18 protein-coding genes and 1 tRNA gene are annotated in these 21,146 nt (G+C 61.3%); 9 read left to right on the forward strand and 10 right to left on the reverse strand.

The window, feature by feature from the left end; genetic code table 11:
• Positions 1-253: 253 nt before the first annotated feature.
• Positions 254-330: transfer RNA gene (locus tag ACK4FH_RS06605), tRNA-Arg, on the reverse strand.
• 257 nt (positions 331-587) lie between these two features.
• On the opposite strand from ACK4FH_RS06605, the gene ACK4FH_RS06610 reads away from it, so the two are divergent.
• The 3 genes from ACK4FH_RS06610 (at position 588) to ACK4FH_RS06620 (ending at position 3,699) form a co-directional block, all read left to right on the forward strand.
• Positions 588-1,241, forward strand: a complete 654-nt coding sequence (locus ACK4FH_RS06610; protein WP_409812031.1) for a DNA-binding response regulator — start codon at positions 588-590, stop codon at positions 1,239-1,241.
• 188 nt (positions 1,242-1,429) lie between these two features.
• Complete coding sequence (locus ACK4FH_RS06615; RefSeq protein ID WP_409812033.1) at positions 1,430-2,182, forward strand: thermonuclease family protein; 753 nt, start codon at positions 1,430-1,432, stop codon at positions 2,180-2,182.
• A 59-nt stretch (positions 2,183-2,241) separates the two neighbouring features.
• Positions 2,242-3,699: a M48 family metalloprotease gene (locus ACK4FH_RS06620; protein WP_409812035.1), complete on the forward strand. Its 1,458-nt coding sequence runs from the start codon at positions 2,242-2,244 to the stop codon at positions 3,697-3,699.
• A gap of 2 nt (positions 3,700-3,701) precedes the next feature.
• Here the strand turns inward: ACK4FH_RS06620 and ACK4FH_RS06625 are convergent, their stop codons facing one another.
• Positions 3,702-4,586, reverse strand: a complete 885-nt coding sequence (locus tag ACK4FH_RS06625) for an RNA polymerase factor sigma-32 (protein WP_409812036.1) — start codon at positions 4,584-4,586, stop codon at positions 3,702-3,704.
• Between the two features lie 198 nt (positions 4,587-4,784).
• A complete protein-coding gene (locus tag ACK4FH_RS06630) occupies positions 4,785-5,474 on the reverse strand; it encodes a CarD family transcriptional regulator (protein ID WP_409812038.1) in 690 nt (229 codons plus the stop codon).
• Between ACK4FH_RS06630 and ACK4FH_RS06635 the strand changes: the two genes are divergently transcribed.
• Entirely contained in the window at positions 5,437-5,916 is a 480-nt protein-coding gene (locus ACK4FH_RS06635; protein WP_409812040.1) for a hypothetical protein, read from the forward strand. The two genes, ACK4FH_RS06630 and ACK4FH_RS06635, sit on opposite strands and share 38 nt — an antisense overlap.
• 370 nt (positions 5,917-6,286) lie before the next feature.
• Here the strand turns inward: ACK4FH_RS06635 and fdxA are convergent, their stop codons facing one another.
• The 4 genes from fdxA to ACK4FH_RS06655 form a co-directional block, all read right to left on the reverse strand.
• Positions 6,287-6,625: a ferredoxin FdxA gene (gene fdxA, locus ACK4FH_RS06640; RefSeq protein ID WP_409812042.1), complete on the reverse strand. Its 339-nt coding sequence runs from the start codon at positions 6,623-6,625 to the stop codon at positions 6,287-6,289.
• A 61-nt stretch (positions 6,626-6,686) separates the two neighbouring features.
• On the reverse strand, positions 6,687-7,151 hold the full coding sequence (locus tag ACK4FH_RS06645; RefSeq protein WP_409812043.1) for a TerB family tellurite resistance protein: 465 nt from the start codon (positions 7,149-7,151) through the stop codon (positions 6,687-6,689).
• Between the two features lie 56 nt (positions 7,152-7,207).
• Positions 7,208-7,603 carry an RNA-binding S4 domain-containing protein gene (locus ACK4FH_RS06650; RefSeq protein ID WP_409812045.1) on the reverse strand — a complete coding sequence of 132 codons (396 nt, stop codon included), beginning with the start codon at positions 7,601-7,603 and terminating at the stop codon, positions 7,208-7,210.
• A gap of 4 nt (positions 7,604-7,607) precedes the next feature.
• Positions 7,608-10,664, reverse strand: coding sequence for a helicase-related protein (locus tag ACK4FH_RS06655; protein ID WP_409812046.1), 3,057 nt, complete (start codon positions 10,662-10,664; stop codon positions 7,608-7,610).
• 353 nt (positions 10,665-11,017) lie between these two features.
• Here ACK4FH_RS06655 and ACK4FH_RS06660 point away from each other — a divergent pair, with 353 nt between their 5' ends.
• Positions 11,018-12,310: an acyl-CoA dehydrogenase family protein gene (locus ACK4FH_RS06660; protein ID WP_409812047.1), complete on the forward strand. Its 1,293-nt coding sequence runs from the start codon at positions 11,018-11,020 to the stop codon at positions 12,308-12,310.
• A gap of 32 nt (positions 12,311-12,342) precedes the next feature.
• Here the strand turns inward: ACK4FH_RS06660 and ACK4FH_RS06665 are convergent, their stop codons facing one another.
• Positions 12,343-14,706: an ATP-binding protein gene (locus tag ACK4FH_RS06665; protein WP_409812049.1), complete on the reverse strand. Its 2,364-nt coding sequence runs from the start codon at positions 14,704-14,706 to the stop codon at positions 12,343-12,345.
• A 164-nt stretch (positions 14,707-14,870) separates the two neighbouring features.
• Positions 14,871-15,563: a tetratricopeptide repeat protein gene (locus tag ACK4FH_RS06670; protein WP_409812051.1), complete on the reverse strand. Its 693-nt coding sequence runs from the start codon at positions 15,561-15,563 to the stop codon at positions 14,871-14,873.
• A gap of 315 nt (positions 15,564-15,878) precedes the next feature.
• Here ACK4FH_RS06670 and scpA point away from each other — a divergent pair, with 315 nt between their 5' ends.
• Both scpA and ACK4FH_RS06680 read left to right on the forward strand, forming a co-directional pair.
• Positions 15,879-18,035 carry a methylmalonyl-CoA mutase gene (scpA, locus tag ACK4FH_RS06675; protein ID WP_409812053.1) on the forward strand — a complete coding sequence of 719 codons (2,157 nt, stop codon included), beginning with the start codon at positions 15,879-15,881 and terminating at the stop codon, positions 18,033-18,035.
• A 282-nt stretch (positions 18,036-18,317) separates the two neighbouring features.
• Entirely contained in the window at positions 18,318-18,560 is a 243-nt protein-coding gene (locus tag ACK4FH_RS06680) for a hypothetical protein (protein ID WP_409812055.1), read from the forward strand.
• A 9-nt stretch (positions 18,561-18,569) separates the two neighbouring features.
• On the opposite strand, the gene ACK4FH_RS06685 is transcribed toward ACK4FH_RS06680, so the two are convergent.
• Positions 18,570-19,424: a DUF3108 domain-containing protein gene (locus ACK4FH_RS06685; RefSeq protein WP_409812057.1), complete on the reverse strand. Its 855-nt coding sequence runs from the start codon at positions 19,422-19,424 to the stop codon at positions 18,570-18,572.
• Positions 19,425-19,568: 144 nt separating this feature from the next.
• Between ACK4FH_RS06685 and meaB the strand changes: the two genes are divergently transcribed.
• Both meaB and rpmB read left to right on the forward strand, forming a co-directional pair.
• Complete coding sequence (meaB, locus tag ACK4FH_RS06690) at positions 19,569-20,609, forward strand: methylmalonyl Co-A mutase-associated GTPase MeaB (RefSeq protein WP_409812058.1); 1,041 nt, start codon at positions 19,569-19,571, stop codon at positions 20,607-20,609.
• 111 nt (positions 20,610-20,720) lie between these two features.
• The gene (gene rpmB / locus ACK4FH_RS06695) at positions 20,721-21,011 is read left to right on the forward strand and encodes a 50S ribosomal protein L28 (protein WP_409812060.1); all 291 of its coding nucleotides are present in this window, start codon (positions 20,721-20,723) and stop codon (positions 21,009-21,011) included.
• Positions 21,012-21,146 lie beyond the last annotated feature (135 nt).

Below are 21,146 nucleotides of genomic sequence, written 5' to 3' on the forward strand. Positions count from 1 at the left end.
TTTGGCTGGGTCTTTTGGGAGCAATGGCCTGACCAAAAAGATTACGCCTGAATGCCAAGAAATCTTGTTTAATTATGCAAAGATATCTTTGTATCTTTTGCCTGGCGAATACCAACAAAGTTATATCAGTGGAGGCCGCGTTGCGCCAATCGATGCCGATCCCTGAAAAGCGCCCCTCGATCCATTCTGGCAAGTATCCAGCGTTTTCGAAGCCTGCTTCGGCAGGCCTGCATGTGCTTGTTGCTGGAAATAGTGGTGACCCCGGCGCGATTCGAACGCGCGACCCTCAGATTAGGAATCTGATGCTCTATCCTGCTGAGCTACGGGGCCTCCCGGCAATGCGGCGTAACAGCTGCGCAACCGCCTTGCGCCGCGCAACCTACGTCAGGTCAGCGGGAGCCGCAATCATCCGAAGTTCAACCGCCAATTATCATCCTTTGCCTTATGTGGCGGTTACGCCTAAATATGTACCTATACTCTTTAAGGTTGATTCTGGTTGTATGGGCGCACCTTCCGCACGCTTGAATTGTGGAATGCGCGGCGTTGGTCGCGTGGCAAGTCATTCGGCGCGCCGGGAGGGCAATTGAATGCGCATCCTGGTCACGGGGCATCAGCCGATATTCTGCGCGGGACTTTCGTCCATTGCGAACCGGATTTATCCCGGCTCCGATATCGTGCTTGGTGCGGTGCTTCATGCCGGCGCTCTTCCTTCAGCCGATGATTTTTCCCTGATCCTCGCCGATATAGGCAACCCGTCATCGCCCTCCGAGATTGATGCATTCGCCGAATTCGCCTCGCGGACGAGCGCCCGGATCGTCGTATTCAGCGATCGTGTGTCGCCGGGTTTTGTGCGGCATGTCATGGATCTTGGTATTGCCGGGTTCATTCCCAAGACGGTTGCGGTCGATCTTGCGGAGAGTGCGCTGCGGCTGGTCGAACTGGGTGGCCGCTATGTGCCCGACATTCTGCTGACGTCGCAGGCAGAGGGCTTTGCGGAGGCGCCCCAGTCCTTTTTTGCCGCAAGCCATCAGAAGCTCACGCCGCGCCAGCGCGAAGTGCTGCAGGAAATCGGCAAGGGCAAATCGAATCAGGAAATCGCGCAAGTGCTGGGCATTTCCATTGCCACGGTAAAGCTTCACGTGAATGCGATCCTGCAGGCGCTCGGCGTCCGCAATCGCACGGAGGCGGCAATCATTGCGTTGCGCGCACAGGAAGCACATCCAGAGGAGGGGTCCGCCTGATCGATCGGTTTGTCCGGCTGGCGGCTTCCCGGCCCTGGCGTTTGGCCGGGGTGCTTTTCATCGTCTTTTGTGTGCCTTCGTTCGTTGCTATTGCAGCGATCGGTCAGAGCGCCGAGCCTTCCGGAAATGATGCGATTGAAGCTCCGGCTCTTACCTCCGGCGATTGTTCGCTTCAGGCCGGAGAGGTAGTGCGCATTGCCGGCGTCGTCGATGGCGACACACTGTTGCTCGACGATGGCAGGGAAGTTCGGCTCAAGGGCATTCAGGCACCGAAACTACCGCTGGGCAGAAGCAATTTCACGGCATGGCCGCTTGCGGATGAGGCAAAGGCCCGGCTTGAGGAACTCGCCAATGGTGCCTCAGCGCAGCTTCGATATGGCGGCGCTCGCGGCGACCGGCATGGGCGCATCCTTGCGCATGTGTTCGTGCCGCAAGCGGGGCAGCGCGTGTGGCTTCAGCAGGCAATGCTCGATCAAGGTCTCGCGCGTGTCTACACCTTCAAGGACAATCGCGCCTGTGCGGCGTTGCTGCTCGAGGTGGAGCGCGGGGCGCGCGCGGCTCGGCGAGGCATCTGGTCCGAACCTTTCTACGCGATTCGGGGTGCGGCGGATGTCGACGGCCTCAACCGGCTTCTCGGCAGGTTCGAGATTGTGGAAGGCACCGTCCAATCGGCAGCCCTTGTTCGCGGCCGCCTCTATCTCAATTTCGGCGAGGATTATCGCAGCGACTTCACGGTGACAGTGGGCGAGCGCGACATCAGGATTTTCCTTCAGGACGGGCATTGGGCTAGCTTGTTCCAGGGCGGCGAAGAGCGTTCACGTTCGCTGGAAGGGCTGAACGGGAAGACGGTTCGTGTGCGCGGCTGGCTTGCGCGGAACAACGGGCCGGAGATAGTGGTAACTCATCCCGAGCAGATCGAGTTCACAGGGAATCAGGACTGACGAACATGCCATTCCCGGCTGTCACAATGAAGCATTGCGGAACCTTGCTGCAGCCAACCATGCTGCGAAAGTACTTGCCATTCGCGGCGCTGATTGTGGCGGTCTGCCTCGGTGTTACTGGTTGCACGACAAATCCGGCGACCGGAGCGCGTCAGATCACGCCGATCATGTCGCCCACCGACGAAGCAAAGGCCGGTGCAGCAGCGCATCCCAAAATTCTCAAGGCCTATGGTGGTGCTTACAGCGACGAAAAACTGGGTGCCTATGTGACGGACGTAACGGCGAGGATCGTTCGCGCGACGAATCAGCCGGAAAGTCTCTATCGCGTCACCGTGCTCAACAGTCCCGTCGTCAATGCATTCGCGTTGCCCGGCGGCTATGTCTATGTGACGCGCGGGTTGATGTCGCTTGCGAACGACGAAGCCGAACTCGCAAGCGTCATTGGCCATGAGATTGGCCACGTGGCTGCGCGGCATTCAGCACAGCGTCACACCGCTGCAGTCGGCACTTCGGTGCTTGGCGCCGTACTCGGTGCGGTCGTGGGAAGCAGTGCCGTCAATCAGGTTCTCGGGCTTGGCAGCCAGGGACTGCTCGCTAGCTATTCGCGCGATCAGGAGTATGAGGCGGATCTTCTTGGTATCCGTTATCTCGTCAATGCCGGGTATGATCCCTTTGCTGCGGCCGATTTTCTTGGTTCGATGAACGCGAAACACTTGCTCGAGGCGAAGCTTCGCAACACGGCGCAGAGCAACTCGCAGACCAGCTGGCTCGCAAGTCATCCAGCAACGCCGGCGCGTATCGAGGCTGCCCTGGGTCATGCGCGTGATTCCGGTATCGGTCGCAGCGCCGGAGAGCGAAATCGCGATGTCTATCTTTCAGCTATCGACAACATGCTTTATGGCGACGATCCGGCAGAGGGCATCGTTCGGGACAACAGGTTCGTTCATCCCGAGCTTCGTTTTGCATTCGAAGCGCCCCCGGGTTTCGTCATCGTCAATGCGCCTTCGCAAGTCTCGATCCAGGGGCCGGATCGCACGATTGCCAAGTTCGACATGGGGAACAAGCCGGCCGGACAGGAGATTGGCGACTATCTCGCCAACAGCTGGGCGAGCGGCGTTCGGATAGGCAATGTCGAGCGCTTCAACGTCAATGGGATGAAGGCTGCGACCGCACCGGCCGTCATCGGCGACTACAATGCGCAGCTTATCGCAATCGAATTCGCGCCGGATCAGGTCAGCCGCTTTATTCTGGGCACATTGCCGCAGGCAGGCCAGAAATATGCACCTGCGCTTCGGGAAATGGTGATGAGCTTCAGGAAGATTTCTGCGACGGAGGCCAAGGCAGTGAAACCCTTGCGTCTGCGGATCATCACAGCGCGGCAAGGCGATACCGTCCTGTCGCTCGCACGGCGCATGATCTATTCCGATCATCAGGCCGAACGTTTCCGCGTTTTGAACGGCCTATCGGCTGGTGAAGGCGTGGTGGCCGGCGCGCGGTACAAGATCGTCACGGAATAGGCTCAGGCGAGGAGGCCCGCTTCCTCGGGATTGGGCACCTTCGCAAGAAGTGCGTCGCGCATCTTCTTCATGGCTGCGTGTTCAATCTGGCGGACGCGTTCCTTGGAAATGCCGAGCCTTTCGCCCAGCATTTCAAGCGTCACGGCGTCTTCGCGCAGGCGCCGTTCGCGAATGATCACCAGTTCGCGCTCGCTCAGCGTCTCGAGCGCACTTTCGATCCATTGCGTGCGCTTCTCGGTGTCATGCGCTTCCATCACTTCTTCGTCGGGCAGCGGCCGGTCGCAGGTGAGGAGATCCTGCCACTCGGCCATGTTCTCCGATGAGGCATCGCTGACAGGCGCGTTGAGCGAGCGGTCGCCGGCCATCAGGCGCGCATCGACCGCGGCGACATCCTTCGTGCCGACGCCAAGGCGCTCCGCGATGAAGATGCGATCATCCTCCGTCAGGTTCTGACGTGTACCATTGTCGATCAAGGCGCGCAGCCGGCGCAGATTGAAAAACAGAGACTTGTGCGCCGCCGTTGTGCCCGTGCGCACGATAGACCAGTTGCGCAGGATGTAGTCCTGGATCGCTGCGCGGATCCACCATGTCGCATAGGTCGAGAAGCGAACGCCGCGCTCCGGCTCGAAGCGCGCGGCCGCCTGCATCAGGCCGACATTGCCTTCCTGGACCAGATCGCCATAGGGAAGGCCGTAGTTGCGGAAGCGTGTGGCAAGCGAGATGACGAGGCGCATATAGGCGCGCGTCAGTTCATGCAGGGCGTGTTCGTCCCTGTCCTGCTTCCAGCGCCTGGCGAGCTCGAATTCGCGCACTTCGTCGAGAAGCGGCACGGTCATGGCCCGCTTCATGAATCTGCGATTGGCTCGTTGTGTCTCTGGAGTGTCCATGTGTATCACCCGTTCACTCCTCTTCCTACGCTGCGGGTCCGGTTTCGGACCACCGCTACGCGGCGGTTTTCTTTCGCGGTGTCCTCCCAAAAAAACCGATGAAACAGCGAAATGTTCCTTTCATTTCCGCTAGTTGATCGCAAAAGCGAAAAAGCCCGGCACGAGGCCGGGCTTTCCGTATCCTGCTGACAGAGCGGCTTATGCCGCTTCGCTGCTTGCCTCGTCGGGCTTGTCGGATTTTTCGCGCTTGGCCGTGCCCTGAAGGGCCTGTTCCACCCGCTCGATGGCTGCATCCTCGCCGATCCGCTCGACAGCCGCGACTTCGCGGGCCATGCGGTCGAGTGCGGCCTCATAGAGCTGACGTTCGGAATAGGACTGTTCCGGCTGACGCTCGGAACGATAGAGGTCGCGGACTACCTCGGCGATGGAGATCAGATCGCCGGAGTTGATCTTCGCTTCGTATTCCTGTGCGCGGCGGCTCCACATGGTGCGCTTGATGCGGGCGCGGCCACGCAGCGTTTCGATCGCGGAGTCGACGACGCCGGAGTCGGAAAGCTTGCGCATGCCGACAGCATTCGCCTTGTTGGTGGGAACGCGCAGCGTCATCTTTTCCTTGTCGAAATTGATGACAAAGAGTTCCAGCCGGTGGCCGGCTACTTCCTGTTCCTGGATTTCGAGAATCTGGCCCACGCCATGCGCGGGATAGACCACGAATTCCTTGGCCTTGAAGTTCGGCTTCGGCGCAGCGGGTTTCGCCGGTTCGGCCTTGGCCTTGGGCGCCTCGGGCTTTGCTGCTGCCGCGGGCTTCGGCGCCACGGCCTGTTTGGCCGGTGCCGGCTGTGCGGTCGCCTTGCTTGCCTTTTCGGCGCGGCTCCTGGCGGCGGCCATCAGCTTGCTTGCGGCATTGCTGGGGCGGGTGCCAAGTTTCTTTTCGGCAGCCGCCTTTGCGGCGGGTTTCTCGGCGGCGCTCTTGGCCGCCGGTTTTGCCGGAGCGGCTTTCGCCTTTGGCTTGGCGGCGGCCTTTGCCGCGGGTTTAGCGGCTTGCTTCGCCTTGGCCGGTGCTTTCGCCTTCGCAGCAGGCTTTGCTGCCGCCTTGGTCTTGGGCGCCGATTTCGTTGCCTTTGTCTTGGCAGGCGCCGCCTTGGCGGGCGTCTTCGCTGCCGGTTTCGCAGGCGCGGCCTTCGACTTTGCAGATGCCGATTTGGACTTGGGGGTCTTTGTCGTTTTGCTCGCCATCGTCTCTACCTGTACCCAGCCTTTCCCAATTTCAAAGGCCGGAAGAAGGACAAGAACCTTTCTCACCGGCTTCGCGTTATCAAATCCCGCCTGACCTTCGCCTGTTCGTTCATCCGGCCGCCAAAAGGATCAAGCCAAAACAAGGTTCCGGCCTTCAAACCCATTCGTCGCAAACGAGGACCGAACCCATCGAATGGCAACCAACCCTGCCTTGCGTGACAATCCGGGGCATAGAACCGGCAACAAGGAAGGCAACCCATGCGCATCGGGCGACAGATAAAACTTTCGGTCAGGTGCGCTTTCTGTTCGCGGGAATTCTCAGTGCGACATATATAGCACAGAAACCCCGCCGATGGAAGGCGGGGCACAAATAAGACAGTTAACACAGTGAGATAGGGCTATTTCCTCGCAGATTTCTGCGTCTTTTGCCCGTTCCAAGCCACCTGGAAAGCAGGTGGAAGAGGTCAATCCCCTTCGCCGGGTTCGGGGCTGAAATGCTCCTCGAACTTGCCGCTCACGCCCTGCCATTCGTCGGCATCGGCGGGCGGTTCCCGCTTTATGGTAATATTTGGCCATTTGGAGGCGTATTCGGTGTTGAGCTCCAGCCATTTCTCGAGGCCCGGTTCGGTATCCGGCTTGATCGCCTCGGCAGGGCATTCGGGCTCGCACACACCGCAATCGATGCATTCGTCCGGGTGGATGACCAGCATGTTCTCGCCCTCGTAGAAGCAGTCGACAGGGCAAACCTCCACGCAATCCATATATTTGCAGCGGATGCAGGCTTCGGTCACGATATAGGTCATCGCACTCTCCAGTGGTGCGGCGGGCCAATCCGCCAACACTAAGTTCGGGCCCGGACTTCTTTCAGTCTTTCCGGGGCGTAATTCCAAGCCGGGCCATGACGCGCTGGCGCGCCTCGCCCGATTGGCGGTCGGGAACGTATATCAGGCCCGCGACGCGCCGCAACAAGTTGGCTTCGTACTCGTCAAGAACGCCATCCGCATAGACGACCTCCCACATTTTCTCGATCAGCGCGACCCGCTCCTCTTCGCTATAGGCCTGCTTGATGGATTGCACCCAGCGATGCAGGTCGAGCGTCTCCGCTTCCTCTGTCGAGGCGGCTTCGATCAAGGCGTCGATTTCTGCGGGCGGGAGATCGAAGCTCTCGCTTGCGATCCGCTGGATCGTCTCCTTCTCCTCCGCGCCGAAATCCGCGTCGGATGTCGCGGCGCGAACCAGCAGGGCGACAACCGCAATCCGCAGATCCTGCGCCTCGTCGCGGTGGTCCTCGGCGGGCCCCAGCAGAAATGATTTGATGGCCGACAGCATTTGAATTTTACCTACATGATGTGGAAGAACGATTCAACAACGCAGAAAATTGTGAATTAGCCCTCGCCTTTCCAGGCGTCAATGTCGCGCCGGTCCTTCTTCGTTGGCCGGCCAGCGCCTGCAGGGCGTCTGGCTGTCAGCGTCTCGTCCGCAATTGTGGATGGAGTTGCATCGGGCGGGGATAAGTCCTCATAGAGGAGCCGCGCCTCGGGTGCAGGTCCGCGGCGGGTGCCGGGATCGAGAATTTTAACGACGCGAATATGAGGGCCGAGCGGAAAGGTGAGGATGTCGCCCGGCCGGACGAGACGGCTTGCCTTGGAAATGCGCTCGCCATTCACACGCAGCCGGCCGGTCTGGACGAAGGTGCTCGCAAGCGACCGGCTTTTCATGAAGCGTGCAAACCAAAGCCAGCGATCGACGCGTTGCCACGCCTGGCCGGCTCCAACTTCCATTTGATCAACTGGTCCGGTTGCGTTCTTTCAGCACGGCGAGTGCAGCGAAGGGTGAGTCCGGATCGGGCTCGCGGTCGCGCGGCTTCGGCTTGCTGAAGCTGTAATCGCGGGGCTTTTCATGCTTGCCGTCGCGTCGCGGCTTGCCGCCCTGGCGGTGCCTTGCTTCCTTGTTGCCGTCATCGCGTTTGCGGGCGTCCGGTTTGCCGCCATCCTTTTGCGGCTCGCCGTCGCGCCGTTCGCCGGCCTGCGCCTGTCCCTGGACCTGTCCATGGCCTTGAGGGCGGTTCCGTTCGCGGCGGGGTTTGCGGTTCGTTTCGCCGCCATGGCGGCGGCGCGAAGGGCGCCAGATTTCCATCTCGACGGGCTCGGCCGGGGCAGTTTCCGCGCCGGCTGTCGCGGCTTCGGCCGGTGCAGGTTCCACAACCGGTTCCGTCACCGTTTCGACAGATGCCTCCGGTTCGGAGGCCACTTCTTGCGATTCCGGCACGTCTGCCGTTTCTGGTGCGGGATCTTCTGCCGGGGCGGTGGTGGCGTCCGCTACTTCGGTCACTTTCATCACCGGGGCGTTTTCGGCAGGCACGGCGGCTGCCGGCTTTGGCGGCACCAGCTTTTCGACCTGAGAGCGATAGCCGAGACCGCGCAGGAGGCCCGCGAATTCCTCGCCCGAGCAGCCGACAAGCGACATCATGTCGGGCGTCACGATGAAGCCGCCATTATAGGCGCGCGAGGCAATGACAGGGCGGATGAGATCGGCGACACGCTCAAGCATGTCGAGCCGGACGGCGCGCGTGCCGCAGACGCGGAAACCGAGTGCGCCATAGAAGCCCTCCGGCACATTGGCTTCAGCCGGAACGGAGGTCAAGCCGGGCGCGGGAAGGGCGGGCAGGGCGGCGAATGGGTCTTCCACATCCTTGCGCGACAGAGCCCATAGAATGAGCTTCAGACGTGCAGGCGCGGGCTTCAGCAGGGCGGGCACAAAAATCGAATAGGCGCCGAAGCGGACGCCATGCTTGCGAAGCTGGCCACGCGCCGCCTGATCGAGCGTGCGAACGTCCTCGGCGACGGTTTCCCGCCCGAGCGCCCCGAGATTTTCGACAAGCTGGAAAGCGATACCGCGTGCAAGGCCTTCGATGTCGGTGGCATCGCGCAGCGCGACGAGCGGCGCCAGAACCTGCGTCACATGCATCTTCAGCCAGGCATCGAGCCGCGCCTGCACGGCTTCCCTGGCCGGGCCGTTCAACTGTTCGCCGGTAACGAGTTCCACTCGCGGCAGAAGTATATTGTCGCTGCCCTTGAGTTCGGCGACAGGATGGCCCGCCCAGACGACACGGCCATGCTCGGAAAGGGCAATATCGGCATCGGGCGCCGTTACCAGCCTTTGCGCGCGGGCTGCGATCTCCGAGGCAAGCGCCTGGTCGGCGGCAGCGCGGAGAACACGCGCCTGCTCGCCATCGGCGCGCGGATCGGGCACGAATACAAAACCTTCGAGATGGCCGGCATATTCGCCTTCGACCAGAACCTCGCCATCGCCGTTTACAGCCGCCATAAGTTCCTCGTTCTGGCGCAGACGTTTCATCAATACGCTGGTACGCCGGTCGACAAATCGCTGCGTCAATCGCTCGTGGAGCGCGTCAGACAGCCTATCCTCTATCTTACGCGCGCGCTCCTGCCAATGCGCAGGATTGTGAAGCCAATCGGCCCGGTTGGCTACATAGCTCCATGTCCGCATATGTGCGAGGCGTGTGGCGAGTATATCGATGTCGCCATCGGCCCGGTCGAGCTTGCCGATCTGGCGTTCCAGCCAGTCCTCGGGGATGCGTTCCGGCGTGTCGCCTGCCTTGTCCATCAGGAAGAGGTAGAGGCGGGTGAGAAGCGAAGCATGTTCGCTGGCAAGCGTCTTTCGGAAGTCTGGCACCTGCGCCACCTCCCAGAGCCGCCGGATCGCATGGGGCGAGCGCGCCAGTGCGGCAACTTCCGGTGTCCGGCTCATGCGCTCAAGCGCCTCCAGATCGTCGGCGGTTTGCGCGCGCATCAGACCGGCGCGGGCAGGCGGCGCTTCAAGGCTTTGGATCAGGGCGGGAATGTTCGCGAAATCGAGATGCGGGTTCCGCCACTGAAAGACGCGCTCGGGTTCGAACTGGTGGTTCTCGATGCGGGCGATGATGTCGTCCGGCAGGTTTGCTGCGTCGCCGGTCGTACCGAATGTCCCGTTATTCATGTAGCGGCCGGCGCGGCCGGCGATCTGGGCAAGCTCGGCAACACCCAGCGGGCGGTGCTGGTGCCCGTCGAATTTCTGCGTCGATGCGAAGGCGACATGGTCCACATCCATGTTGAGGCCCATGCCGATGGCATCGGTCGCGACTAGAAAGTCCACCTCGCCGGACTGATAGAGCGCGACCTGCGCATTGCGGGTGCGTGGGCTCAGGGCTCCCATGACAACCGCAGCGCCGCCGCGTTGACGGCGGATCAGCTCGGCGATCGCATAGACCTGATCAGCCGAAAAGGCGACGATCGCGGTGCGTCGCGGCAGGCGTGTGATCTTCTTCGGTCCCGTCCATGACAGTTCCGAAAAGCGTGGACGGTTTACGAAGCGCGTGTCCGGCAGCAGTTTCTGGATCAGGCTGCGTGCGGTCTCCGAGCCGAGCATCATGGTCTCGGAGCGACCGCGTGAGCGCAGCAGCCTGTCTGTGAAGGTGTGGCCACGTTCGCGGTCGGCCGCGAGCTGGATTTCGTCGACGGCGAGGAATTCGACTTCACGCTCGAGCGGCATTGCCTCGACCGTGCAGATGAAATAGCGCGCCGACTGGGGAAGGATTTTCTCCTCTCCCGTTATCAGGGCGACGGCGCGAGGGCCCTTCACCTTCACCACGCGGTCATAAACCTCGCGCGCAAGAAGGCGCAGCGGAAGCCCGATCATGCCGCTTTCGTGGCCCATCATCCGTTCGATGGCGAGATGCGTCTTGCCGGTATTCGTGGGGCCGAGAACGGCCGTGATGCGGCGGCGCTCGGCAATGCCGTCGCGCGCCTTGCCGTCCGGTGTCTGGAGGGGCGGGATACTCATGATCGAGGGCGCACCTTCCGCGTAATCCAGCCCCGGCGCAAGGGCGTCGGCGGTTAACCCTCAACAAATTAAGAACGGGAATATTGGGCGAACGAACCGGGTCCGAATCGGTGACCGCGCGATCTTCCGGCTTCGTTCACGGCTAAATCTTGTGTCTGGCCAACGGCTTAGGCAGACAAATCGTTAACGCGGATTTTTTGTCGCGCCTTCCCCAGCGTCGCCGCGCGTTGTCTGCGATGCGCTGCCGAGCCGCCCTTTATGAAACTGGACCGCTGTCTATAGTGTCCTCCACCGACATCGCAAAAACATCCTCAGGGCCGCTGCCGGAACCCGGAGGAGACAGGGAGGCTTCCATGGATTTCAGGATACCGAAGGAGATCACGGACTATCTCGCCGTGCTCGACGATTTCATCGAAAGGGAAATCAAGCCGCTGCAGGCGCAGGACGACAATGAGCGGTTTTTCGACCACCGCCGCGAACATGCCCGTACCGATTGGGACAATGAAGGATTGCCGCGCCACGACTGGGAAGCGCTGCTTGGCGAGATGCGCCGCCGCGCCGACAAGGCGGGTCATCTGCGCTTCGCGCTGCCGAAGGAATATGGCGGCAAGGACGGCAGCAATCTCGCCATGGCCGTGATCCGCGATCATCTGGCCGCGAAGGGCCTCGGGCTTCACAACGATCTTCAGAACGAAAGCTCGATTGTCGGCAATTTTCCGACCGTGCTGATGTTCCGCGACTTCGGCACGGAAGAGCAGAAGAAGAAATTCATCCAGGGTTCGCTCGATGGCTCGATCCGCGTTGCCTTCGGCCTCACCGAGCCGGATCACGGCTCGGATGCGACCTGGATGGAAACCTCTGCGAAGCGCGAAAAGCGCGATGGCGTCGACGGCTGGCTCATCAATGGCGAGAAGATGTGGAACACGGGTCTCCATGTCGCGACGCATGACTTCGTGTTTGCGCGCACCAGCGGCAAGGCTGGCGACGCGCTCGGTATCACCTGCTTCATCGTGCCGATGGATGCGCCGGGTGTGCAGATCGAGGAATATCTCTGGACCTTCAACATGCCGACGGACCATCCGCGCGTTTCATTCAAGAATGTCTGGGTGCCGGAAGGTTCCTATCTCGGCGATCCGGAGCGCGGCCTCGAACTTGCGCAGCATTTCGTGCATGAGAACCGCATCAGGCAGGCGGCGTCGGGCGTCGGCGCAGCGCAGTACTGCATCGAGCAGAGTGTTGCCTATGCCAAGCAGCGCAAGCCTTTCGGCAAGCCGCTTGCCTCCAACCAGGCGATCCAGTTCCCGCTGGTTGAAGCGCATACCGAATGCGAGATGATCCGCACCTTTATCTACAAGACGGCATGGGAAATGGATCAGATGTCGAAGCCCGATGTTGCGAAACATCTTTCAGACAGGGTTTCGATGTGCAACTACCGCGCGAACCGTCTCGTCTGCCAGGTGGCAGATCTCGCCATGCAGGTGCATGGTGCGATCGGCTATTCGCGGCACAAGCCTTTCGAGCATATCTATCGGCATCATCGCCGCTATCGCATCACCGAAGGTTCGGAAGAGATCCAGATGCGCAAGGTGGGCGGACACCTCTTCGGCTTCATTGGTTCGAACCGAGCAGCGAAGGCTGCCGAGTAGCAGAACGGCGCATCTCGCTGAATAAAGGGCCGTCACGCTCCGGGCGTGGCGGTCATTGCCGTTGTGTCCTGCCAGACGAGGCGCCAGCCGGGAAGCGTCATGGTGGCGGTCGTGCCATGGCCCAGCTCGCTGTGAAGGACGAAATCGCCGCCGTGCATTTCGATCAGGGATTTGGTGATGGGCAGGCCAAGGCCCGTGCCGCCATGCTGGCGGGCATTGGTATCGTCGACCTGTCCAAAGGGCTCCAGCACTTCCTGCAGCTTGTCGGCGGGAATACCGATGCCATTGTCTTTGACGGAAAGGCCGAGATCGCCCTGTCCATCGATGGCGACGGCAAGGTTGATCCGCCCTCCGACCGGCGTGAACTTGGAAGCATTCGACAGCAGGTTCAGCATCACCTGCCGCATGGCTCGCTGATCGGCCCTCAGAAGCGGCATCTCGTCGGGCAGCGCGAGCGTGATGGTTTGCTGCTTTTCGATGGTGCGAGCGCGCATCATCTCGATCGACCAGCGCAGCACGTCGGCGAAGTCGATTTCCTCCTCCTCGATGGCGTAGCGGCCGGCCTCGATTTTCGAAATGTCGAGAATGTCGTCGATCACGTTCAACAGGTGGCGGCCGCTGTCATGAATGTCGTTCGTGTACTCGATATATCGCTCGGTGCCGAGCGGGCCGAACATCTGCTGCCGCATGATCTCCGAAAAACCGATGATGGCATTGAGAGGCGTGCGGAGCTCGTGGCTCATGTTGGCGAGGAATTTCGTCTTGGCCCGGTTTGCGAGTTCGGCGGACTCGGTTGCGCGGCGCAGGTTTTCTTCCGAGCGCCGCCGCTCGATCGCGATGCTGCAAAGATGGGCGATACCTGCGAGGTAGTCGTTCTCCCAGGCACCCGGCTCCACGGCGGTTGGAAAGTAGAGCGCGAATGAACCGATCACGCTGCCATTGTGCGAAACGATAGGCTGGAACCAGAGCGACTGAATGCCTGCCTTGCGCATGTAGGAGGAGACGAAATCGCCATGCTCCCTGTCCTGCAGGTTGGTGACCACGATTCGGCTGGCCGACAGGGCTGCTTGACCGAAGAAACCTTCCTTCTGCCGCTTCCAGAACTCGCCGATCCAGCTTTCGAAGTCGTCGGGCAGGTTCGGTGCGGCACTCGTCACGAGATCTTTCGTGCCGTCGAGCAGAAAGACCGCAGCGCGCGCGCCGGGGTTCGTTTCCTCGGCGCCCAGCGCAAGTCTCGCCATCACTTCTGTCAGCGGTTCGCCCGTCGCGAGCGCCTGCAGAACCTGGAACTGGCTGCGCTGTTCGGTTTCCGCGCGCTTTCTGAGGGTGATGTCGCGCAGATTTATGACGTAACCGCGGACATTTTCATCACCCAGAAGATTTGTGAGTGTCGCTTCGATCCAGATCGTCGAGCCATTGTAGTTCGGCACGACAAGTTCATAGGTGCTGCTTGTCAGCCCGTTTCCCGACGATGAAGCGATGCCGAGAACTTCCTTGCGCTGCTCGTCGGTCAGGAAGGTCAGGCTGTTCATTCCGATCAGCGCGTCGGGTTCGAGTCCGAGTTTTGCGGCGGCCGGTGAGGCATACTGAACGATTGCATTTTCATCGGTCACCAGCACAACGTCGAAGGCGTTTTCCACGAGGGCACGAAAATGATGCTCGCGCCGCTTCAGCTGATCATTGGCTTCTTCCGCCTGACGGCGCGCTGCTTCCGAGACGTCGCGCGCATGACCGAGATCGCGAATGAGGTCGGCATTGCGCAAGCGAAGGTCGAGCGTCTCTGTGGCCGCCTTGCGCTGTTGCTGTGCAAGGCGAAGAAGGTAGAGATAGGTCGGTGTGCAGGCGATGCCGAGCGCAAGATAGGTGGTTTCGAAGGTTGAGATGCACATGCCGATGACGCCGGCCATGATGGGCAGGGTCACCGAAATGGTGATGGGCGTGATCTGGAATGCCGTCTGCGCCGCCATGACGACGTGGACGATGAAGATCATCAGAATGGCGAAGTTCTGAATGTCGCTGCCCGAATTCCAGAACAGCGGAAAGAGCCCGAGCCAGAAGATGTTCATCAGCCAGTAGCGCGTGGCTGTTGCGCGGATCCAGCCGTTTACGTGCTCCGGTTCGATGACCGCATCGAAATAGCGATGCTGGTAGAAATGATATTCGACATGGATGGCGACAATGACGAGCCACCAGACCGTGACGAGCCATGCCGGGGCCGCGGGCTCGAGTGTCAGGGCAAGCGCGGCGGTGACGACGGGGAAGAAGACCGGCAGCGCCCGGTATGAATGCATGATTGCGCTGAAGAGCTCGAGGCGAATGGCCGGGTCGCGGCTATCGGCTGGGCCGTCCGCTGCCAGAACCTGCTTCGTTTGCTCCTGGACGTTGCCCAGAGCCATGCCCTCTCTTTTGGTGCTCACATCCGGCATCGCGACAGGATCTCCTCCCCGAAAGGGACCCCGAGCCACATTCCGGTTTAAGCCAGCGCGGTAAAGTTTCCCTGAACGGAAAAGGCCCCCGTCATTCCTGACGGGGGCCTCGTTGCCGTTAACCTGCCGTTAACTCAGTAAGGGTCCGGAGCGGTGACGATTTCGGGCCTCTGAGCAGGTGGACGCCGTCCTTCAACGGCGCAACTGCGCAAGACATTCTGATCGGGTTCGGTGGTTGCGCTCCAGTAGCTCGGCACCCAGTTCACGGCGAGCTGTTCGGAGCGGGCATTTTCCTCGCTTGTCATGGCGCCGCGAAATTCCTCGGCAACGGAAAGGTCGGGCTGCACACCGAGCGCCAGCAGGCGGGCGTTGCGGCTGTAGAGGCGGGCCCATTTGGCGCCTTCGACGGCATTCTGGCTGACGCCTTCGCCGCGGAGATAGAGCAGCGCCAACTGCCTCTGGGCGTCTGCCCAGCCGGCATTGGCTGCGCGGCGGATCCATTCGGCGCCTTCGGCAGGATTGCCCGACGCGAGATAGCACTGCCCCAGCGCTGTCTGGGCACCCTCGTAGCCGTGGCCGCGATAGGCAAAGCAGGTGAGAACATTCAACGTGTCGTCGGTGCAATCTCCCGCCGCTGCGCGGCTGACGGCGCGCGCATAAAGCGTGCCCGACGGGTCTTGTTCGGCCAGTGTCGGGATCACCCGGCCCTCGGCATCGCGTTTGCGCGCCGCGCCGCCGCCGCTGCAGGCCGTGATCGCAATCGCCACGGCGCAAAGGATGACAAGGAGCCCGGCCCTCGAGCCAAATTGAATATTGCGTTCAGACATATTCCCTCGGTTTCCCCACTTTTGCGTTGCTTGCGGCGCTCCTGGCCCTGCCGGCCGATACTCTACCGGTCCGGACGGTTGAATGGCACCGCCAATATCCCCCGAATGAAATCCGCCGGAGGAAAAGACCTTTTCAGTAGTGCCGGAGGGCGGCTGCTGACGCAACGAAATTGCGGCATTGCGGGCCACTCCTTGGGGCGGTTTGACCCGGCTTGCCCCTTCCCGGATACTCCGCGCGATTTTTGGGGCCGGTCGCCCGCCATGATATGGTGAAGCGGTAAATCTGCCGGCAAATCCGAGAGTAGAGACGAGGCGATGGCGAACAAGAAGACGCTCAAGGACTGGGAAGCGGCGGTCGAAAAGCAGACCAAGGGGGCAGGTTCGTCCTCACTCGTCTGGAAAACGCCTGAAGGCATCGATGTGAAGCCGCTCTACACGGCCGAAGATCTTGAGCGCCTCTCGGCCGAAGGCTTCGACGCGAATACGCTGCCCGGCTTTGCGCCCTATACGCGCGGGCCGCAGGCGACGATGTATGTCGGCCGTCCCTGGACCATTCGTCAGTATGCCGGGTTCTCGACCGCGGAAGAATCGAATGCCTTTTACCGGCGTAACCTCGCGGCCGGTCAGAAGGGCCTCTCGGTCGCCTTCGACCTTGCGACGCATCGCGGCTATGACAGCGATCATCCCCGCGTCCTGGGCGATGTCGGCAAGGCCGGTGTTGCGATCGACAGCGTCGAGGACATGAAGATCCTCTTCGACCAGATCCCGCTCGACGACATGTCCGTGTCGATGACGATGAACGGCGCCGTCATTCCGATCCTCGCAAACTACATCGTGGCTGCCGGGGAGCAGGGTGTGACACCGGACAAGCTCGCCGGCACGATCCAGAACGATATCCTCAAAGAGTTCATGGTGCGGAATACCTATATCTATCCGCCCGAACCCTCGATGCGCATTATCTCGGACATCATCGGCTTCTGCTCGAAGCATATGCCGAAGTTCAACACAATCTCGATTTCCGGCTATCACATGCAGGAAGCGGGCGCGACTCAGGTGCAGGAGCTTGCATTCACGCTGGCCGACGGTCGCGAGTATGTGCGTGCGGCGCTTGCGGCGGGCCTCAATGTCGATGAGTTCGCGCCGCGTCTCTCCTTCTTCTTCGCTATCGGCATGAATTTCTTCATGGAGATTGCGAAGTTGCGTGCTGCGCGCATGCTCTGGTCGAAGATCATGTCGGAGTTCAATCCGAAGGATGCGAAGTCCTCAATGCTGCGGACGCATTGCCAGACATCGGGCGTGTCGCTGACGGAGCAGGATCCTTACAACAACGTCATCCGCACGACGATAGAGGCGATGGCGGCGGTGCTTGGCGGTACGCAGTCGCTGCACACCAATGCGCTTGACGAAGCGATCGCGCTGCCAACGGATTTCTCGGCCCGTATCGCGCGCAACACGCAGCTCGTTATCCAGCACGAAACCGGCATCACCAATGTGATCGATCCGATGGGCGGCTCCTATTACATGGAAAGCCTCACCCATTCGCTGGCGAGCGAAGCCTGGAAGCTGATCGAGGAAGTGGAAGAGTTGGGCGGCATGACGAAGGCCGTCGAAAGCGGCATGCCCAAACTGAAGATCGAAGAGGCAGCGGCCCGCAAGCAGGCGCGGATCGACCGTGGCGAGGAAGTGATCGTCGGCGTCAACAAGTACCGGCTGCCAAAGGAAGACCAGCTCGATATTCTCGATATCGACAATGCGAAAGTGCGCGAGGCGCAGATCGCGCGGTTGAAGAAGATCCGCGCGACACGCGACGATGCGAAGTGCAAGGCCGCATTGAAGGCGCTCACGGAAGGTGCGCGCGGCAAGGGCAATCTGCTGGCGCTTGCGGTCGATGCCGCGCGCGCGAGGGCCACCGTCGGTGAAATTTCGGATGCAATGGAAGAGGTCTTCGGGCGGCATCGCGCCGAGATCAAGTCGATCTCCGGCGTTTATGCCCAGGCCTATGAAGGCGATGAGGGCTTCATGCAAATTTCAAAGGAAATTGAAGCGTTTGCCGAAGCAGAAGGCCGCCGCCCGCGTATTCTGGTGGTGAAGATGGGGCAGGACGGACATGACCGCGGCGCCAAGGTGATCGCCACCGCCTTTGCCGATCTCGGCTTCGATGTCGATGTCGGCCCGCTGTTCCAGACGCCTGAGGAAGCGGCACGCGACGCGATCGAAAACGACGTTCACGTGATCGGCATTTCGAGCCTTGCGGCGGGTCACAAGACGCTTGTGCCGGCGCTTGCCCAGGCGCTGAAAGACGAAGGCGCAGACGATATTCTCATCATCTGCGGCGGCGTGATTCCCCAGCAGGATTACGACTTCCTGAAGAAGGCTGGTGCTTCCGCCATTTTTGGTCCGGGTACGAATATTCCGGCTGCGGCGAGCGAGATTCTGGCGCTTATCCGCGAAAAACGGAGTCAGGCGGCGTGATTGCCCGTATTTTCGGCACGAGCCGGATGTGCCCATAAATTGAACTTCTCTGCGTCAAAAGATCGCTGACACCCGGTTGTTCTTGCAACCGGGTGTTTGCTCACCTATTTCCGGCGCGAACATTCGGCCAAAGAGCCGATCGGCAATTGCACGCGTGCGGTTCAACGATCTCCGAACCCCGCCTATGGGCATTGCCTGGCATGCCTCGCCCTCCCGAAGAGGAAACCGGGAATACGTGGCTGCTTGATTGGAACCAACAAGCGAGAGATCTCTGGAGGTGCCATGAGCGCCGGAGAAGGTATTGCGCGTCCGCGCCAGCGTCTTGCCGAGCTGGAAGAGGCGGCATCGAACGATCCGAACGAAAAGCAGCGCGTCTATTACGCGATGCTGGCGGCACGGCTTGAGTCGCTTCTGGACGAGATCGAAGAGTCGGGCACGGCGAAGGATGACGAACTCGTCGTCCGTCTGCGCGCGCTTCATGCGGAAGTCGCGCCGAAGGCCAAAGTGAAATCCAATCGCGCGTGAGCCGCGTTCCTATTTCATTGCGGTCTCGATCTTTCCGTCTTTCGGCTGCGTTTCATGATGCAGCCTCACCACGTCCATGACGGCGGCACCGATCGGGGTTCTCACCTGAATGCGCACGGGGATGTAGATATCCTCGCCATCAAGCGCGGCAAGCCAGATCCGCGTGTTGTCGCGCTGCTGCAGCATCGTCGTGAAACTGCCCTGCTTCATTCCGGTGCGCGGCATGACGCGCACGGTACAGACGACGGCGTCGCCGCTGTAACCGTTGCCGCGCGTCGTGATCTGGCTGTCCTGCTCATAGTCCAGATGGAGATCGTAGCGCCGTTTGCCGTCGAACACGGGGATGCGCCGGTTGCACGGGTTGCCGGTGCTCACTACCGGAAGCAGGAGCGCGCTCACCGGATCGAGCGCATCGCGGCGCTCGAAAGGCAGAATGTTGGCGACATCGTTTTCGGGGGGATCGAAGACCGGTGTCGGCACACCTGCTGCGTCGTAGGTGATCTCGCGTTCCTTGATCTTGCCCTTCTCGTCCGAGCGGAAGGCAAAGCGCGCCGGCCGGAGCTTTTCGTCGGTCAGGCTTCCCTCGCTCGTCATGTCCCACTGGGCATTGTAGAAACGTGCGGGCATGCCTGAGACGCCGAGATTGCTCTGGACGAGATAGGTGCCTTCTTCGAGCGTTGCATTTATCGAGCCTTCGGCAGCCATGAAGCCGCCGATATAGATCGTGTAGTCGGCGACGATGTTCGGCTTCGCCGCCGGGTCGACTACCGGCGGATGATTGGCGGCAACGGTATTGCCCGCAGCAAGGGACAAGGCGAGGCCCAGTGCGGCCGTTCCAGCGGCTATGAAATTTCTCGCGGACATGTGGCGTCACCTCGCTGTTTCAGCGTTCTACAGGCAGCTATCCTCGCGAGAGGCGCCTGAACGGCGGATGAACGGCATGTTCCGCGGCGTCAGGCAGCGCGAAGGCTGGACGGACCCTGTCGGGCCAAGTATGCAACTGGAGCCATGAGCAGAACAGAGGAAAAGCAGGCAGAGCGCCGCGCCTATAGCCGGGAACTCCCGGATGCGGCGGCGCTTGCCCAGGGCATCAGGGACGGCAGCCGGACGGCGCTCGCCCGCGCCATCACGCTTGTCGAGTCATCGCGCGCGGACCATCAGGACATCGCCCAGAAGCTGCTGGCGGAGCTTTTGCCCCAAACAGGCAAGGCAGTGCGGCTTGGCCTGTCGGGTGCGCCAGGCGTCGGAAAATCGACCTTTACAGAGGCTTTTGGGCAGTATCTGACCGGTCTGGGCCTCAAGATTGCGGTTCTTGCCATCGATCCCTCTTCGGCGCGGACCGGCGGCTCGATCCTTGGCGACAAGACACGCATGGAACTCCTTGCGCGCAATCCCAATGCCTTTATCCGGCCCTCGCCCTCGGGTGGAACGCTGGGTGGTGTGGCGCGGCGGACGCGGGAAGCCATGCTGCTCACCGAGGCAGCCGGATACGATGTGGTGATTATCGAGACCGTTGGCGTCGGCCAGTCCGAAACGGCGGTCGCCGATATGGTCGACATGTTCGTGCTGCTGCTGTCGCCGGGCGGGGGCGATGAGTTGCAGGGCATCAAGCGCGGGATTATGGAACTTGCAGACCTTATCGTGGTCAACAAGGCCGATGGCGACCTTATCCCCGCTGCCCGCCGCGCCCAGATCGAGTACAAGACGGCGCTTCACCTGATGAGGCCCAAGAATGCCGTCTGGACGGCCCATGTGCTGCTTGCCTCGGCCATCAAGGGAGAAGGCCTGGCGGAAGTTTGGCAGGCGGCGAGCGACTATCACGAGGCGCTCAAGGGCGCGGGCGAGCTCGACCGGCTGCGGGCCGCGCAGGCGCGGGCCTGGATGTGGACGGAGATTCGGGAGGGTCTTTTCGCCGCCCTCAAGGCGGATGAGCGGGCAAAGCGCCTCCTCCCGGTGATCGAGGCCGACGTTGCGGAAGGCAGGGCAACGCCGACCGCCGCCGCCCGGCGCCTGCTGAAGCTTATCCTCAATCCGGGAAATGAGGGCTGAAAGGGGGGATTCGGGCCTTGACGGGTCATGCCCGGCCTTTTATACGTGCGCGCCTGTCCGGATTGCGCGGATTTCGCGGCAGTCCCCATGAATTTTTGAAGGAAATCGTCTATGTCCCGCCGCTGCGAACTCTCCGGCAAAGCCGTGATGTCGGGCAACAATGTGAGCCACGCCAACCGCAAGACTCGGCGCCGGTTCCTCCCGAATCTGTGCCAGGTGACGCTGATCAGCGACGCCCTTGGCCGTCAGGTCAGCCTGCGCGTTACCGCGCATGCGCTGCGCTCGGTCGAGCATAATGGCGGTCTCGATCCGTTCCTGCTCAAGGCCTCGGACGACCAGCTCTCCGCACGGGCGCTGAAGCTGAAGCGCGAAATTGCGAAGGCACAGTCCGCTGCGGCCTGACATCTGCCTGAAAGCATCTGAAAAGGGCGGCTTCGAGCCGCCTTTTTTATTGTCTGCGTTTACCGAAATCATCGAATCCCGACCGGTGGGCTTTCGAGCGGGCCCCGGCCCCGCTAGACTTCGCGCGTCGCGTAG

It is taken from the genome of Parvibaculum sp., from assembly GCF_046297875.1.
Classification (GTDB): Bacteria; Pseudomonadota; Alphaproteobacteria; order Parvibaculales; family Parvibaculaceae; genus Parvibaculum.